The organism is Pseudomonas sp. B7(2017), assembly GCF_002112745.1.
GTDB classification, from domain to species: domain Bacteria; phylum Pseudomonadota; class Gammaproteobacteria; order Pseudomonadales; family Pseudomonadaceae; genus Aquipseudomonas; species Aquipseudomonas ekonensis.
The window spans coordinates 21,414-38,168 of sequence record NZ_NEIP01000003.1; the positions used below are offsets into that span (position 1 = coordinate 21,414).

Annotated in this window: 2 protein-coding genes (1 of these 2 cut by a window edge); both read right to left on the minus strand. The window is 69.8% G+C overall.

Translation table 11 applies throughout. The features are described from left to right. Window positions 1-10,022, minus strand: partial view of a non-ribosomal peptide synthetase gene (locus CAG29_RS06580; protein ID WP_085694019.1) — the 5' portion only. Its footprint begins 3,046 nt before the window's first position; the window shows 10,022 of its 13,068 coding nt (coding positions 1-10,022); its start codon is at window positions 10,020-10,022; its stop codon lies off the left edge, out of view. Between the two features lie 158 nt (window positions 10,023-10,180). Further along, a complete protein-coding gene (locus tag CAG29_RS06585; RefSeq protein ID WP_085694021.1) occupies window positions 10,181-16,594 on the minus strand; it encodes a non-ribosomal peptide synthetase in 6,414 nt (2,137 codons plus the stop codon). Window positions 16,595-16,755 lie beyond the last annotated feature (161 nt).

Sequence of the window (16,755 nt, forward strand, 5' to 3'; positions counted from 1 at the left end):
GGGTCGCCCTCCACGGCGCTGAGGTGGTGATAGAGAATCCCCTCCTGCAACGGCGCCAGCGGGTAGATGTCCTGCACGTTGGCCGCACCGCCGGGCACCGTGGCGATCACCCGGTCGATGCTGTCTTGATCCAGCTCGATCAGGGTCAGCAGGTCCGGGGTGATGCGGGTGCAGCCGTCCGGGATACGGTTGGGCGGCACGGCCACTTCGCGCCCGCTGCCCACCGCCGCGGCCAGCGCCGCCAAGGTCGGCTGGCTGAACAGCACGCGCACGTCGGTGCTCAGGCCGATCTGGCGCATGCGCTCGATCAGGCTCACCGCCAGCAGCGAATGCCCGCCCAGTTCGAAGAAATGGTCGTGGCGGCCGACCTGCTCCACCTTCAGCACGTCCGCCCAGATCTGCGCCAGCGCGGTCTCGACCGGGCCCTGCGGCGCTTCGTAGCCACGGCTCAGCCAGGCGTCCGGCCCCGGCTCGGGCAAGGCCTTGCGGTCCAGCTTGCCGTTGGCGGTCAGCGGCAAGGCGTCGAGCCGCACATAGGCCGCCGGCACCAGCGCCTGCGGCAACAGGCTGTGCAGATGGCTGCGCAGTTCGTCGATGCCGACCGCTGCCTGGGCGGTGAACCACGCCAGCAGTTGCCCGTCGCGCACCAGCGCCACGGCCTCCTGCACCGCCGGATGGCGGGTCAGCGCCGCTTCGATTTCCCCCAGCTCGACCCGCACGCCGCGCAGCTTCACCTGATCGTCGTTGCGGCCCAGGTACTCGATGTTGCCGTCGGGCCGCCAGCGCGCCAGGTCGCCGGTGCGGTACATGCGCGCCTGGGGCTCATCGCTGAACGGGTCGTCGAGGAACCGTTCGGCCGTCAGCGGCGCCCGGTTCAGGTAACCCCGCGCTACCCCGGCGCCGGCCACGTACAGCTCGCCGGTCACGCCGACCGGCACCGGACGCTGCTGCTCGTCCAGCAGGTAGACCCGGGCGTTGGCCATCGGCTTGCCGATGTGCAGCGCGCCGCCCGCCTCCACCGGCCCGGAGGTGGCGACCACCGTGGCCTCGGTCGGGCCGTAGTTGTTGACCACCGCGAAGGTCTGTCCGCGGTTGAACTGGCGCAGGCGGTCGCCGCCGATCAGCAAGGTGCGCAAGGTCGGGTGCTGCAGTTCGCGGCTGAACGCGTACTCGGCCACCGGCGTCGGCAAGAAGCTCACCTGCAACGGCTGCGCCCGCCACCAGTCGAGCAGTTCGTCCAGGTGCTCATTGCCGATCGCGGCCGGCGGCAGGTGCAGGGTCGCGCCCATGCACAGCGCCGGCCAGACTTCCCAGGCCATGGCGTCGAAGCCGAACCCGGCGACGCTGGCGGTGTGGCTGCCGGCGTGCAGGTCGAAGGCTTCGGCGTGCCAGTGCACGAGGTTCTCCAGGGTCGCGTGCTCGACCATCACGCCCTTGGGCTGGCCGGTGGAGCCGGAGGTGTAGATCACGTAGGCCAGGTGCGCCGGGGTCAGGGTCGGCAGTTGCGGGTTGCTGTCCGGCTGCGCCTGCCAGTCGCCGGCGTCCAGGTTCACCGCCGGCAGTGGGCCGGTCAGGTGCAGGGTCGCAGCCTGCGCGAGCACCGCCACCGGGGCGCTGTCCTGCAACAGGTAAGCGATGCGCTCGGCCGGGTACGCCGGATCCACCGGCACATAGCCGGCGCCGGCCTTGAGGATCGCCAGCAGCCCCACCAGCATGTCCGGGCCGCGGTTCACGCAGATCGCGATGCGATCGTCCGGCCGCACGCCGAGACCGAGCAAATGATGGGCCAGGCGGTTGGCGCGGCGGTTGAGCTGAGCGTAAGTCAGTTGTTCCGCGCCTTGGATGACCGCAGGCGCCTGCGGGTCGCGCTCGGCCTGGGCCTCCACCAGGGCATGGATCGTCGCGCCCCGGGGATAGGCCGTCACCGGCGGGTTGAAGCCTTCCAGCAATTGAGCCTGCTCTTCGGTCGAGAGGATCGGCAGACAGTTCAGCGCCACCTCCGGCGACTGCTCCAGCGCGTCGACCAAGCGCTCCAGCGCCGTGTGCATGTAGGCGCAGATGCGCTGCGCGCCGATCCCGCCCGCCGCCAGCACCGTCAGGGCGAACCCTTCGCCCTGGTCATCGACGCTGAGGGTCAGCGGGTAGTTGCTGCGCTCTTCGCCGCCCAGCAGCTGCACGCCCTCCCAGATCCCTTCGCCGTCGCGGGCCTGGTGTTCGGCCGCGCTGTAGCGGTAGTTGAGCAGCGCGCTGAACAGCGGCGACGAGCCCGGCACGCCGCTGCAACGCTGGGCCAACGCCAGCGAGGCATGCTCATGGCCCAGCAGCGCGGTGAGCCGGCCATGCACGGCCCTGACCCCGTCGCGCACGCCTTGGCCGACGTCGACCCGCAACGGCAAGGTGTTGATGAACACCCCCAGCGTCCGGTCGGCGCCCTCGCCGCCCTGCATCCGGCCCATCAGCACGGTGCCGAACACCACGTCGCGCCGGTTGGCCAGCACGCCCACAACCTGCGCCCAGGCCAGGTGCATCAGGCTCGCGGCGCTCACGCCCAGTTGCCGCGCCTGGCCGCGCAGGCGAAGGCTCAGGCCGTCGTCCAGCGGTTGCTGGGCGTCCTCGATGTCGCGTCCGTCACCTTGCACATCGTGCAAACCGAAAGGCAGCGTCGGCTCGTCGATGTCGCCGAGCATGTCGCGGAAGAACGCCTCATGTTCCTGCTGGCCCGCGCCCAACCGGGCCTGGGCCACATAGTTGCGGTACGGCGTCGGCGCGGCCAGCGTGTCGGTGCGGTCGAACATGAACGCGCGCATTTCCTGGCCCACCACCTCCATGGCGGTGTGGTCGAGGATCAAGTGATGGAACAGCACGATCGCCACCACCCGCCGCTGCGCCGGATCCGCGGCGTAGACCATGCGCAGCAGCGGTGCGCGGCTCAGGTCGAAGCGGTGATGGCGGGCGTCGAAGCGTTGGTGCAGCTGTTCGAGGATGTCGCCGTCCGCAGGCGCCAGCGCCACGTGCTGCAACGCCAGGTCGGCATGGCGCCAGACCACTTGCTGCGGGCTCGGCAAGCCTTCCCAGACCACGCTGGTGCGCAGGATGTCGTGGCGGGCGATGACCTTCTGCAACGTCGCGGCGAAGGCATGCAGGCGCTCGACGCTGTCGAAGGCCATGCGCGACTGCAGCAGGTACGGGTCGCCCTCTTCGGCGCTGAGGTGGTGATAAAGGATGCCCTCTTGCAGCGGCGCCAGCGGGTAGATGTCCTGCACGTTGGCGGCACCGAACGGCACCGTGGCGACGATGCGGTCGATGGCGGCCTGATCCAGCTCGGTCAGGGTGAGCATGTCCGGGGTGATGTGCGTGCAGCCCTCGGGAATGCGGTTGGCCGGCACGTCGATCTCGCGCCCGCTGCCCACCGCAGCGGCCAGCGCCGCCAGGGTCGGCTGGCTGAACAGGGCGCGCACGTCGGTACTCAGGCCGATTCGGCGCATGCGTTCGATCAGGCTGACCGCCAGCAGCGAGTGGCCGCCCAGCTCAAAGAAATGGTCGTGCCGACCGACGCGCTCGACCTTGAGCAAACTCGCCCAGATCTGCGCCAGGGCGGTTTCGACCTCGCCCTGCGGGGCTTCGAAACCACGGCTGATCAGCGCCTCCCGGTCCGGCGCCGGCAAGGCCTTGCGGTCCAGCTTGCCGTTGGCGGTCAGCGGCCAGGCGTCCACCCGCACGAAGGCGGACGGGATCATGTAGTCCGGCAGTTGGCCTTGCAGGGCCGCGTGCAGTTCGGCGGCGGTCGGCGCCGAAGCGTTGTTGCCCGCGATGAACCACGCCACCAGGCGCTTGTCTCCCGGTTCGGCCTCACGCACCAGCACCACGGCTTCGCTGACGCCGGCGCAGGCGACGAGGCGGGTCTCGATCTCGCCGAGTTCGATGCGGAAACCGCGCAGCTTCACCTGATCGTCGTTGCGCCCCAGGCACTCCAGTTGGCCCGGCGCCATCCAGCGTGCAAGGTCGCCGGTGCGGTAGAGCAAGGCACCGGGCCGGTCGCTGAACGGATCCTTGAGGAATTTCTCGGCGGTCAGGTCCGGCCGGTTCAGGTAACCCAGCGCCACGCCGTCCCCACCGATGTACAGCTCACCGGTCGCGCCGCACGGCACCGGCTGCTGCCGGGCGTCGAGCACGTACACCTGGGTGTTGGAGATCGGCCCGCCGATGGACACGCTCTCGGCGTCCGCCGCCACGTCGCGCACCTCGAAGGTGGTCGCGTAAGTGGTGGTTTCGGTCGGTCCGTAGCAATGCACGATGCGCAGGTCCGGCGCCTCGGCCCGCAGACGGCGGAACACCGCCGGATCGCCGCGCTCGCCGCCGCACAGCAGGATGCGCAAGCCTTTGAGCGCCTGCGGGATCAGTTGCACGTACTGGTTGAACAGCGCGGTGGTGACGAACAGCACCGTCACCCCGGACGCCGTCAGCGCCCGGCCGAACGCCTGCGGATCGAGCAAGGTGCGGTGGTCGATCACCACCACCTGGCCGCCGTTGAGCAGCGCACCCCAGACGTCCATGGTGCTGGCGTCGAATGCCGGGTTGGAGGCGAACGCCACCCGGTCTTCGGCATTGAAGTCGGCATAGCCGTTGTTGATCACCAGCCGCGCGACGGCGCGGTGCGGCACCAGCACGCCTTTGGGGGTGCCGGTGGAGCCGGAGGTGTACATGATGTACGCCACCGATTCGGACGACTGGCGCAGCTCCGGGTTGTGCACCGGGTGATGGTCCAGCGCCAGGGTGTCGAGGTCGAGGCGCCACGGGGCATATTCGGCGGCCTCGTCGGTGCGGGTCAGCAGCATGACCGCCCGGCTGTCCTGCGCCATGAACGCCTGGCGCTCGGCCGGGGCGTTGATGTCCAGCGGCACGTACACCGCCGCGCATTTGCCGATCGCCAGTTGCGCCACCAACAGGTCCAGCGACCGGGGCAGCAGCGTCGCCACGCTGTGGCCCGGCTGCACGCCCAGTTCGATCAGGTAGTGGGCGAGCCGGTTGGCGCGCTGGTTGAGTTCGCGGTAGCTCAACTGCGCCTCGCCCTGCACCGCCGCCAGCGCATCCTGACGCAGCGCGGCCTGGGCTTCGAACAGGCGGTGGACGGTCTGCTTGCACGGGTATTCGCGGCCGGTCAGGTTGAAGCCGATCAGCAGCCGCTGGCGCTCGCCCGGCGACAGCCCCGACACCTGATGCAGCGGCTTGGCCGGGTCGTGCTCCAGTGCGTCGGCCAGCCCCAGCAGGGCCGTCTGCAGCAGGTGGCAGACCCGCGCCCCGTCCACGTCCGGCACGGCCTGCACCGTCAGGCGCAGCCCTTGGCCGAAGTCGTCGACGTTGACCGCCAGCGGGTAGTTGCTGCGCTCGCGGGAGCTGAGGACGTGGATGCCGTCCCAGTCCAGCGCCGGCGCCTGCGGCGCGCTGTGGCGGTAGTTGAGCAAGGTGCTGAACAGCGGCAACGCGCCCGGCACGCCGCTGCAACGCAGGGCCTGGGCCAGTGACGCCTGTTCATGGCCGAGCAGTTGCGCCAGCCGTTGATGGGTGGCACGCACGCCCTCTTCCACCGGCGCCGATCCGGCGCCGACCCGCAGCGGCAACGTGTTGATGAACATGCCCAGCGCCCGGTCGGCGCCCTCGCCGCCCTGCATCCGCCCGAGCAGCACGGTGCCGAACACTACGTCGTCGCGGCCGGACATCTGCGCCAGCACCTGGCCCCAGCCTTGGTGCACCAGGCTCGCCAGGCTGATGCCGAGCCGTCGGGCCTGCTCGCGCAGGCGTTCGACGAGGCTGTCGTCCAGGGCCATCTCGCTTTCGATGACGGTGCTGCCGTCGCCGTGCACGTCGTGCAGACCGAACGCCACGGTCGGCTCCTCGATGTCGCCGAGCATCTCGCGAAAGAACGCCTCGTGGGCCTCGGCCGCCGCGCCGAGCCGCGCCTGCGCCACGTAGTTGCGGTACTGCACCGCCGCCGGCCCTTGAGCGGCGCGGTCGTTGAGGGCATCGCCCATCTCCGTCACCAGCACCTCCAGGGCGGTGTGGTCGAGCACGATGTGATGCAGCAACAGGATGCCGACCCAGCGGTTGCGTTGCGGATCCTGGGTGTAGGCGAACCGCATCAGCGGCGCGCGCTCGAGATCCAGGCGATAGCGGCGCGGATCGAAGCGTGCCTGCATCTGGCGCAGGACATCGCCGTCCAGCGGATCGACATCGACCCGTTCCAGCGCCAGCGGCGCCTCGCGCCAGACCACTTGCACCGGCTCCTCAAGGCCTTCGCCGACCACGCTGGTGCGCAGGATGTCGTGACGGGCGATGACGCTGTTCAAGGCCCGCACGAACGCCTTGACCTGCGTCAGCGTATCGAAGGCGAACTGCGCCTGGAGCACGTACGGATCGCCGTCGGCGGTGGCCAGGTGGTGGTAGAGAATCCCGGCCTGCAGCGGGGCCAGGGCATAGATGTCCTGCACGTTGGCGACGCCGCCGGGCACGGTCTCGACGATGCGGTCGATGGCCGCCTGGTCCAGCGTGGCCAGCGGCAGCAGGTCCGGGGTGATGCGGGTGCAGCCAGGCTCGATGCGGTTGGCCGGCACGCTGACCGTCTGCGCCGCGCCCAGGGTCGCCGCCAGCGCAGCCACGCTCGGCTGGCCGAACAGCACGCGCACGTCGCAGTGCAGTTCCTGCTGGCGCATGCGTTCGATCAGCTTGACCGCCAGCAATGAATGGCCGCCCAGTTCGAAGAAGTTGTCATGCCGGCCGACCGAGTCCAGCCCCAGCACCGCCTGCCAGATCGCGGCGATGCGGGTCTCCGTTTCGCCGACCGGCGCTTCGAAGCCACGACGGGCGAAGGCCTCGCCGTCAGGCTGCGGCAACGCCTTGCGGTCCAGTTTGCCGTTGGCGGTCAGCGGGAAGGCGTCGAGCCGCACGAACGCGCTCGGCACCATGTAGTCGGCCAGCGACAGCAGCAGGCGGTCGCGCAGGTGCGCCGCGCTCGGCTCAAAGCCCTCGTCGGCCAGCCAGTACGCCACCAGGCGTGGCTCGCCGGGGCTGTCCTCGCGGGCGATCACCACCGCTTCGCGCACCCCGTCGCACTCGGCCAGGCGCGCTTCGATCTCACCCAGCTCGATGCGGAAACCGCGGATCTTCACCTGATCGTCGTTGCGCCCCAGGTATTCGAGGCTGCCGTCCGCCGCCCGGCGCGCCAGGTCGCCGGTCTTGTACAGGCGGGCCTCGGCGCGGTGGCTGAACGGGTCGGCGATGAAGCGTTCGGCCGTGAGGGTCTCTCGGTTCAGGTAGCCGCGGGCCACCCCAGCGCCGCCGACGTACAGTTCACCGGCCACACCCACCGGCAACGGTTCGCCGCGGGCGTCGAGCACATACAGTTGCAGGTCGGGGATGCGCACGCCGATGGGGCTGGCGCCGACCGATTGGGCGTCCGCCGCCTCCAGCGGCCGATAGGTCACGTGCACCGTGGTCTCGGTGATGCCGTACATGTTCACCAGCCGGGTGCCGGCGTTGCCGACCCGCGCGTACCAGGGCTTGAGCGAACCGGGCTCCAGCGCCTCACCGCCGAAGATCACCTCGCGCAGGGAATGCTGCAACGGGCTGCGGCCCTGGGCTGCGATCAGCTGGCGGAACGCGCTGGGCGTCTGGTTGAGCACCGTGACGCCGGCGCGGCACAGCAGCGCGTAGCACTCGTCCGGCGAACGGCTGATGCGCTGCGGCACCACCAGCAACTGCCCGCCGAACGCCAGCGCGCCCCAGATCTCCCAGACCGAAAAGTCGAAGGCAAAGGAATGGAACAGCGCCCAGACGTCCTTCGGGTTGAACTGGAACCAGTCGTGCGTCGCCGAAAACAGCCGGGCCACGTTGCGGTGCTCGACCATCACCCCTTTGGGCTGGCCGGTGGAGCCGGAGGTGTAGATCACGTAGGCCAGGTGCGCCGGCGTCAGCTCCGGGACCTGCGGGTCGAAGTCCGGTTCGGCCTGCAGGTCGTGGTCGTCGAGGTCGACCGACGGCGCCGTGGTTGCCCCCAGCCGGTCCCGTGTGCCGGCCTGCATCAGCACCGCCACAGGCGCGCTGTCTTTGAGGGTGAAGGCGATCCGCTCCAGCGGATAGGCGGGATCGATGGGGACATAACCGGCGCCGGCCTTGAGCACCGCCAGCAGGCCGACGATCATCTGCGGACCGCGTTCGACGCAGATCGCCACCCGGTCATCCGGGCGGATGCCCATGGCCAGCAGGCGGTGGGCCACCCGGTTGGCCTGGCGGTTGAGCCCGCCGTAGCTGTAGGTCTTGCCTTCGAACAGCAGCGCCACGGCCTGGGGCCGGCCCTGTGCGTGGGCTTCGAACTGCTGGTGGATCAGCGGCGTGTCGGGGAACATGCGCAACGGCGCGTTGACGCCATGCAGCAGGTATTCGCGCTCGGCGGCCGGCAGGATGTTCAGGCTGTGCAGCGGCGCCTGCGGGCGCTCCTGCAAGGCATCGGCCAGGCTCTCCAGCGCCGTGTGCAGGTAGCCGGCGATACGCTCGGCGCCCAGGGCTTCGTCGGCCAGCGCGGTGATGCGCAGGTCCTCGCCCAGATCGTCGATGTTGACGGTCAATGGGTAGTTGGTGCGTTCGCGGGCGCCCAGCACCTGCACGCCCGGCGCCAGGTCGATCACCTCGGCCACATCTTCGGCGCTGCTGTGGCGGTAGTTGAGCATGGCGCTGAACAGCGGCGTCGGCACCGCCACGGCGCTGCAGCGCTGGGCCAGCGCCAGCGGGGCCTGCTCATGGGCGAGCAGCGCGGTCAGGCGCCGATGGGTCGCCAGCACGCCGTCGCGCACGCTGCCGTCGCCGATATCCACCCGCAGCGGCAGGGTGTTGATGAACATGCCCAGGGCCTGCTCGACGCCGTCGCCCGCCTCCATCCGCCCCAGCAGCACGGTGCCGAACACCACCGCCGTGCGCCCGGACAACTGCCCCAGCACCCGCGCCAGCGCCAGGTGCATCAGGCTCGCCACGCTCACCCCCAACTGCCGGGCCTGCCCGCGCAGGCGCAGGCTCAGGTCGCTATCGAGCATGCGCCAGGCCTCTTCGATGCCTTGGCCGTCGCCCTGCACGTCGTGCAGGCCGCCGGGCAGCGTCGGCTCGTCGATGTCGGCGAGCATGTCGCGGAAGAAGGCCTCCTGCGCCGCCTCGTCCGCCTCCAGACGGGCCTTGGCCAGGTGATTGCGAAACGGTACGGCCGCCGCAACCTCTTCGCCGCGGCCGAGCAGGTGCGCCTGGATTTCCCGGCGCACCACGTCGAGGGCGACGTGATCCATGATCATGTGGTGAAACAGCAGCAGGGCCACCACCCGGCCGTTGGCCGGATCTTCGGCGAACGCCAGCCGCAGCAGCGGCGCCTGTTGCAGGTCGAGGCGGAAATGCCGCGGATCGTGCCGCGCCAGCAGTTGCGTCAGCACGTCCCCGCGCCCGTCCAGCGGCATTTCTTCGCAGACCAGCGGCGCCTCGCGCCACACCACTTGCAGCGGTTCGTCCAGGCGCTCCCAGACGAAAGATGTGCGCAGGATGTCGTGGCGGCCGATCACCCAACGCAGCGCGTCGGCGAACGCTTCCAGCCGCTCGCGGCCGTCGAAGGTGAACCGCGCCTGGGACACGTAGGGATCGCCCTCGGCCGCCGAGAGGTGCAGATACAGCAGGCCCTGCTGCAAAGGCGCCAGCGGGTAGATGTCCTGTACGTTGGCCGCCCCGCCCGGCACGGCGGCGACGAGGCGGTCGAGGGTGTCCTGATCCAGTTTCGCCAGCGGCAGCATGTCCGGGGTGATGCGCAGCGCCGGGCTCTGCCAGTCGCCGCCGTGGCGGGCCACCAGTTCCAGCAATTGTGCCTTGTGTTCGGCGAGGCTGTCCCACAACGCATCGTCCAGCGCGTCGTCGTTGCCCAGAATGACCAGATCTTCATCGTCCTGTTGAAGGCGGATCGCATGGGTGGAGATAACAGCCATCAGTTCACTGAATTGCATGAGGTAACCTGCTGTAATTTCGAAAAAAGAAGCGCGCAGCATCGAGTCCGTGCCCGCTGCGCACAGCCTGGAAAAGCTAAAACATCAAGCCCCGTGGGGCTGACATGGGAAGCGGGGACAATCCCCTGTGGCGAGGGCTCCCTTGCCACAGGGGCCGGTCAGAGCCGCCGCTTGCGGTCGAGCACCGGGATGGTGGTCTGCGGGATGTCCACCTGCCGGGCCTGGCCTTGGGTGTGCGCCGCCAGGGCCGCCAGCGTCGGCTGGCTGAACAGCGTGCGCGCATCCACGTGCAGCCCGGCCTGGCGCATGCGCGCCACCAGGCTTACCGCCAGCAGCGAGTGGCCGCCGAGCTCGAAGAAGTGGTCGTCGCGCCCGACTTGCTCAAGCCCCAGCACTTCGGCCCAGATCTGCGCCAGGCGGATCTCCACATCGCCCTGCGGCGCTTCGTAGCGGCGGCTGAGCACCGCCTCCGCCCCCGGTGCGGGCAAGGCCTTGCGGTCGACCTTGTCGTTGGGGGTCAGGGGCAACGCGTCCAGCCTCACATAGGCCCCCGGCGCCATGAACTCGGGCAGACGCTCCAGCACATGGGCGCGCAAGGCCTCGATGGCCGGCGCCGCGAACCCCTCGCGCACGGTGAAGTACGCCACCAGGCGCTCGTCGCGCACCGTCACCACCGCTTCGCGCACCGCCGGGTGTTCGGTCAGCCGCGCCTCGATCTCGCCCGGCTCCAGACGCAGGCCGCGCAGCTTGATCTGGAAGTCGTTGCGCCCGAGGAACTCAAGGTGGCCGTCCGGGCGGTAGCGCACCAGGTCGCCGGTGCGGTAGAGCCGGTCCCCCGGCACGAACGGGCTGTCGATGAAGCGCTCGGCCTGCATCGGCGCAAGCCCCCGGTAGCCCCGCGCAACGCCGACGCCGCCGATGTGCAGCTGGCCGCTGACGCCCATCGGCACCGGTTGGTCGTGGGCATCGAGGACGTACAGACGGGTGTTGCTCAAGGCCTTGCCGATGGGGATCGCGCCCTCCGGCACCGGCTCGTGGGGCTCCAGTGTCCAGCCGGTGCTGTCCACCGTGGTTTCGGTCGGGCCGTACACGTTGTGCAGGCGCACCCACGGCAGGCGCCGGCGCACGGCACGGGCCAACGCGACGGTCAGCTCGCCGCCGCCGTTGAGCACGTCGGTGAGGCCGGTGCACTGGCTGACGTCGTCCTGCTCGATGAACTGCTGCAGCAGCGCCGGCACGAACTTGACCACGGTGACGCCCTGCTCGCGGATCGCTTGCGTCACATAGGCCGAATCGCGGTTGCCGTCCGGGCGCGCCAGCACCAGGCGCAGCCCTGCGCACAGCGGCCAGAAGATCTCCCACACCGAACTGTCGAAGCTGAACGGCGCCTTCTGCAACAGCGCGCCGTGCTCGGTCGGCGGGCTGATCTGCGAGCCCCAGTGCACCATGTTGCACAGGCTGCGGTGCTCGACCATCACCCCCTTCGGCGTGCCGGTGGAGCCGGAGGTGTAGATCATGTACGCCAGGTTCGAAGCGCCGAGGCCCGGCACCGTCAGGTCGCCGGCCGGCGCGTCCTGCCAGTCGCCGCGGTCGATCTCGATCAGCGGCACGCCGGGCTCGCCGAGCAGTCGCCGGGTCGCCCCGTGCATCAGCAGCGCCACCGGTTCGCTGTCCTGCAGCATGTAGTGCAGGCGTTCCAGCGGGTAGTCCGGATCCAGCGGCACGTAGGCGCCGCCGGCCTTGAGAATGGCGAGCAGGCCGATCACCAGTTCCAGGCTGCGCTCGACGCAGATCGCCACCCGCGCGTCCGGCTGCACGCCCTGCCCGCGCAGGTGATGGGCGAGGCGGTTGGCCCGTTCGTTGAGCTCGCGGTACGTGAGGGACTGCCCTTCGAACTGCAATGCGACGGCGTCCGGCTTGCGCCGCACCTGCGCCTCGAACAGCACATGGGCGGGCTGTTCGAGCGGACAATCCACTTCGGTGGCATTGAGCCCGACCAGCAGGTGCTCAAGTTCCTGCGGCGGCAACACCGACAGTCGGTTCACAGGCTGGTGCGGGCTCTGCTCCAAGGCCTCGACCAGCGCCTGCAATGCGGTCTGCACGTAACTGCCGATCCGCTGCGCGCCGATGCCCGCCACGGCCCGGGTGGTCAAGCGCATACCGTCGCCCAGGTCATCGACGCTGAGGGTCATCGGGTAGTTGGTGCGCTCTTCGTTGGCCAGGGTCTCGATGCCCTGCCACGCCTGAACGGCAGATGCGTCCTGGGTGCGCTCGTCCGTGTGCCGGTAGTTGAGCAGCGCACTGAACAGCGGCGACGGCGACGCCACCCCGCTGCAGCGCTGGGCCAGCGCCAGCGACGCATGCTCATGCCCCAGCAGCGCCGTCAGCCGGGCGTGGGTCGCCTGCACGGCGGCGCGCACGCCCAGGTTCACGTCCACCCGCAACGGCAGCGAGTTGATGAACACCCCCAACGCCCGGTCGGCGCCCTCGCCGCCCTGCATCCGCCCCATCAGCACGGTGCCGAACACCACCCGCTCCTGTCCGGAGGTCGCCGCCAGCACCCGCGCCCACGTCAGGTGCAGCAGGCTCGCCACGCTCACGCCCAGTTGCCGGGCCTGCGCGCGCAGGCGAAGGTCCAAGTCCGCCGGCAGCGACCGCTGCGCCTCTTCGATGCCGCGGCCGTCGCCCTGCACGTTCTGCAGGCCGAAGGGCAGCGTCGGCTCGTCGATGTCGCCGAGCATCCCGCGAAAGAACGCCTCGTGTTCCTGTTCGCTGACGCCGAGCCGGGTCTGGGCCACATAGTTGCGGTACGGCACCGCCGGCGCCGACGGCTCGCTCAGGCCCAGCAGGCTGGCCTGCATTTCTTCGCGCATCACCTCCAGCGCGATATGGTCCATGGCCAGGTGATGGAACAGCAGGGTCGCGACGATCCGCCCATGGGCCGGATCCCGTGCGTAGACCAAGCGGATCAAGGGCGCCTGGCTGATGTCGAGACGGTAACGGCGGGCGTCGAAGCCCTCGTGCAACTGCGCCAGGACGTCCCCCTGTGCCGGGTCGGTAACGACTTCCTCCATCGGCAGTTCGGCTGTGCGCCACACCACCTGCACCGCTGCGTCCAGCCCTTCCCAGAGCACCGCCGTGCGCAGGATGTCGTGGCGCGCCATGACCCGGCGCAGTGCCTGCGCGAAGGCGTCGAGACGTTCGGCGTCATCGAACGCCAGCCACGATTGCAGCAGATACGGATCGCCCTGCTGCGCGGTGATGTGGTGATAGAGGATGCCTTCCTGCAACGGCGCCAGCGGGTAGATGTCCTGCACGTTGGCCGCGCCGCCCGGCACCGTGGCGACGATCCTGTCGAGGGCCGCCTGGTCCAGGCGCACCAGCGTCAGCAGGTCCGGCGTGAGGTGCGTGCAGCCGGGCGCAATGCGGTTGGGCGGCACTTCGACCTCGCGGCCGCTGCCCACCGCCGCAGCCAGGGCCGCCAGGGTCGGCTGGCCGAACAGCACGCGCACGTCGCTGCTCAGGCCGGCCTGGCGCATGCGTTCGATCAGCCCCACCGCCAGCAACGAGTGCCCGCCCAGTTCGAAGAAATGGTCGTGACGCCCCACCCGCTCCACTTGCAGCACCTCGGCCCACAGCTGCGCGAGCACGGTTTCCACATCGCCCGACGGCGCTTCGTATTCACGGCGAACCTGGGCCTCCGGCCCCGGATCCGGCAAGGCCTTGCGGTCCAGCTTGCCGTTGGCGGTCAGCGGCAGCGTCTCCAGGCGCACGTAGGCCCCCGGCAGCAGCGTGCCCGGCAGACGGGCCTTGAGGTGCTCGTGCAGCTCGCGGATGTCCAGCGCCCGGCCCTCGGTGAACCAGGCCAGCAGCTGGCCGTCGCGCACCTGCACCACGGCCTCGCGCACGGCGTCGTGGCTGAGCAGCGCGGCCTCGATCTCGCCGGGCTCGATGCGCACGCCGCGCAGCTTGACCTGATCGTCGTTGCGCCCCAGGTATTCGAGGGTGCCGTCGTTGCGCCAGCGGGCGAGGTCGCCGGTGCGGTACATCCGCCCTTCAGCGAACGGGTTGTCGAGGAAGCGTTCGGCGGTGAGTTCGGGCCGGTTCAGGTAACCCCGCGCCACCCCCGCGCCGCCGACATACAACTCCCCGGCCACGCCGACCGGCACCGGACGCTGCCGGTCGTCGAGCAGGTGCACGGTGCCGTTGGCGATCGGCTTGCCGATGTGCAGCGCCTTCCCCGCCACGACCCGCCCGGACGTGGCGACCACCGTGGCTTCGGTCGGGCCGTAGTTGTTGATCACCTCGAACGTCTGTTCGCGGTCGAACCGGCGCAGGCGATCGCCGCCGATCAGCAGCGTGCGCAAGGTCGGGTGGCCGAGCTGACGGCTGAAGGCGTATTCGGCCACCGGCGTCGGCAGGAAGCTCACGTCCAAAGGTTGCGCGCGCCACCAGGCCAGCAGCGCATCGATGTCTTCGCCGCCCTCCTCAAGCGGGGCCTGCACCGGGGCCAGGTGCAGGGTCGCGCCCACGCACAGCGCCGGCCAGACCTCCCAGGCCATGGCATCGAAGCCGAACCCGGCCAGGCTCGACGCATGGCTGCCGGCGCGCAGGCCGAAGGCCTCGCAATGCCAGTCGATCAGGTTCGACAGGGTGCGGTGCTCGACCATCACGCCCTTGGGCAAGCCGGTGGAGCCGGAGGTGTAGATCACGTAGGCCAGGTGCCGGTGGGTGAGCGCCGGCACATCGGGCCTGGCCGGGTTGATCGGCCAGCGGCGCCGGTCCAGCTCAACCACCGGCACGGCGGAGTTCGGCAGGCGTTCGCGCAGATCGCTCTGGGTCAGCACCGCCACGGGGGCGCTGTCCTCCAGCAGGTAGCGCAGCCGTTCGGCCGGGTGCGCCGGATCCACCGGCACATACCCGGCGCCCGCCTTGAGGATGGCCAGCAGGCCGACCAGGGTGTCCAGCCCGCGCCGGGCGACCACCGCCACCCGGTCGTCGGGGCGCACGCCGAGGCCGATCAAGTGGTGCGCCAAGCCATTGGCCTGCCCGTCGAGATCGGCGTAGGTCAACGGCCTGCCTTCATGGATGGCCGCCAGGGCCTGGGGACGCTCCGCCGCCTGCGCCTCGAAACGCCGGTGCACGGGCTGGCCCTGGCGGAAGTCGGTGCGCGTATTGTTCCAGCGCTGCAGCAACGCTGCCTCCGCCGGGGTGGCCAGGCTGAAGTCGGCCACCGCCAGGCCGGCGTCCTCCAGCCCTTGCTCCAGCACCCACAGCAGGCGCTCGGCCAGGACCTTGATGTCGTCGGCGTCAAAATAGGCTTCGTTGTAGACCAGGTACAGGCTGTCCTTTTCGTTGCTGCGGTTGCTGAGCAGATGTACCGACAGCGGCGTGCCTTCCTCGTGGTTCGAGACCTTGACCACCTCCCCTCGGGCCTCGCCGTAGCGGTACTCGTGGATGTCCTGCTCGTAGGACACCGTCAGTTCGAACAGCTGCGAGCGATCCTCGCGCAGCAGGCCCAGCGCCCGGTTCATTTCGCTGAGGGGAAAGCGCTGATGGCGGAAGTCCTGTTTCAGCTCATCGCGGATCGCCACGATCAATTGGCTGAACGACAGCTCGCGGCCAAACCCCATGCGCACGGCGCTGACTTGGGTGAAGAGACCGAGGGTGGACTTGAAACGGGCCCCGGAGCGGTTGAGCAGCGGCACCCCCACCACCCATTCGTCGCGCTGGGCGGAGCGGCTGAAATAGACGTGCATCGCCGCCAGCAGCACATGGAACGCCGAGGCGCCGAACTCCCGCGCCACCTGCTTCATGCGCTCGTGCAGGCTGACCGGGAACGGCTGGGAAAAGATCCGGCTCGGTGCCGCAGCCGGCCCGTGGCGTTCCTGATGACGGGGCAGCAGCAGGCGCTCGGGCACGTGGCGGTACTTGTCCAGCCAGTAGGCACGGTCTTGTTCGTACCGCGCACAGCCGTGGTAACGCGCATCGTCGAGGATGAAGTCGACGTAGGACGGCGCCTCTTCGGGTGGCTGGTCGCCGCTGGCCAGCGCGTTGTAGATCTCGTCCAGCGACTTGAGCATCTCGCCGAACCCCCAGCCGTCGGTGATCAGGTGGTGGGCCAGGATCGACAGCCAGTGCCGCTGACGGTCCAGCCGTATCAGCAGGAAGCGGAACAGCGGCCCGCCGTCCAGCGTGAAGGGCTGTTCGATGCGCTCCTGGATCAACGCCCGCGCCGCCGCTTCAGGGTCGGGATGGCTGGAGAAGTCATGCAGCGGCATCGGCGCCGGCAGCGACCGCGCAAAGCGCTGCAGCGGCATGCCCTGCTCGCCCGCCCCCGGCAGCAGAACCGTGCGCACGGCGTCGTGGCGGGCCACCAGGCGTTCGAGCGCCGCCTGCATCAGCTCAGGCTCCAGCGGGCCGCTCAGGTCGACATAGCCGCCGATGTTGTACAGCGGCGAATCGCCCTGACGCAGTTGATCGAGCCAGATGTCACTCTGGGCGGCGGTCAGCGCAAAGGTTTCGGCGGTCGCGGACAGTCCGTCCGCCGCATCGGCAGCAAATGAGTTCATAAGATCCTTCTCATGTGATTGTGCCGGTATTCAAGCACCGGCCCCGGAAGCGGCATGACACGTGAAACCCGGACACCCGGGCCGGGCGCCGCGCCTGCCTTTTGCGCGGGGCCACGACGGGCGCTCGGCAACCGCCCCTTACGTCCCGAAAGGAATAGCTG

Excerpts from the sequence above, each read along its gene's own strand:
- CAG29_RS06585 (WP_085694021.1), bottom strand. The coding sequence starts at position 16,594 with ATGAACTCATTTGCTGCCGATGCGGCGGACGGACTGTCCGCGACCGCC.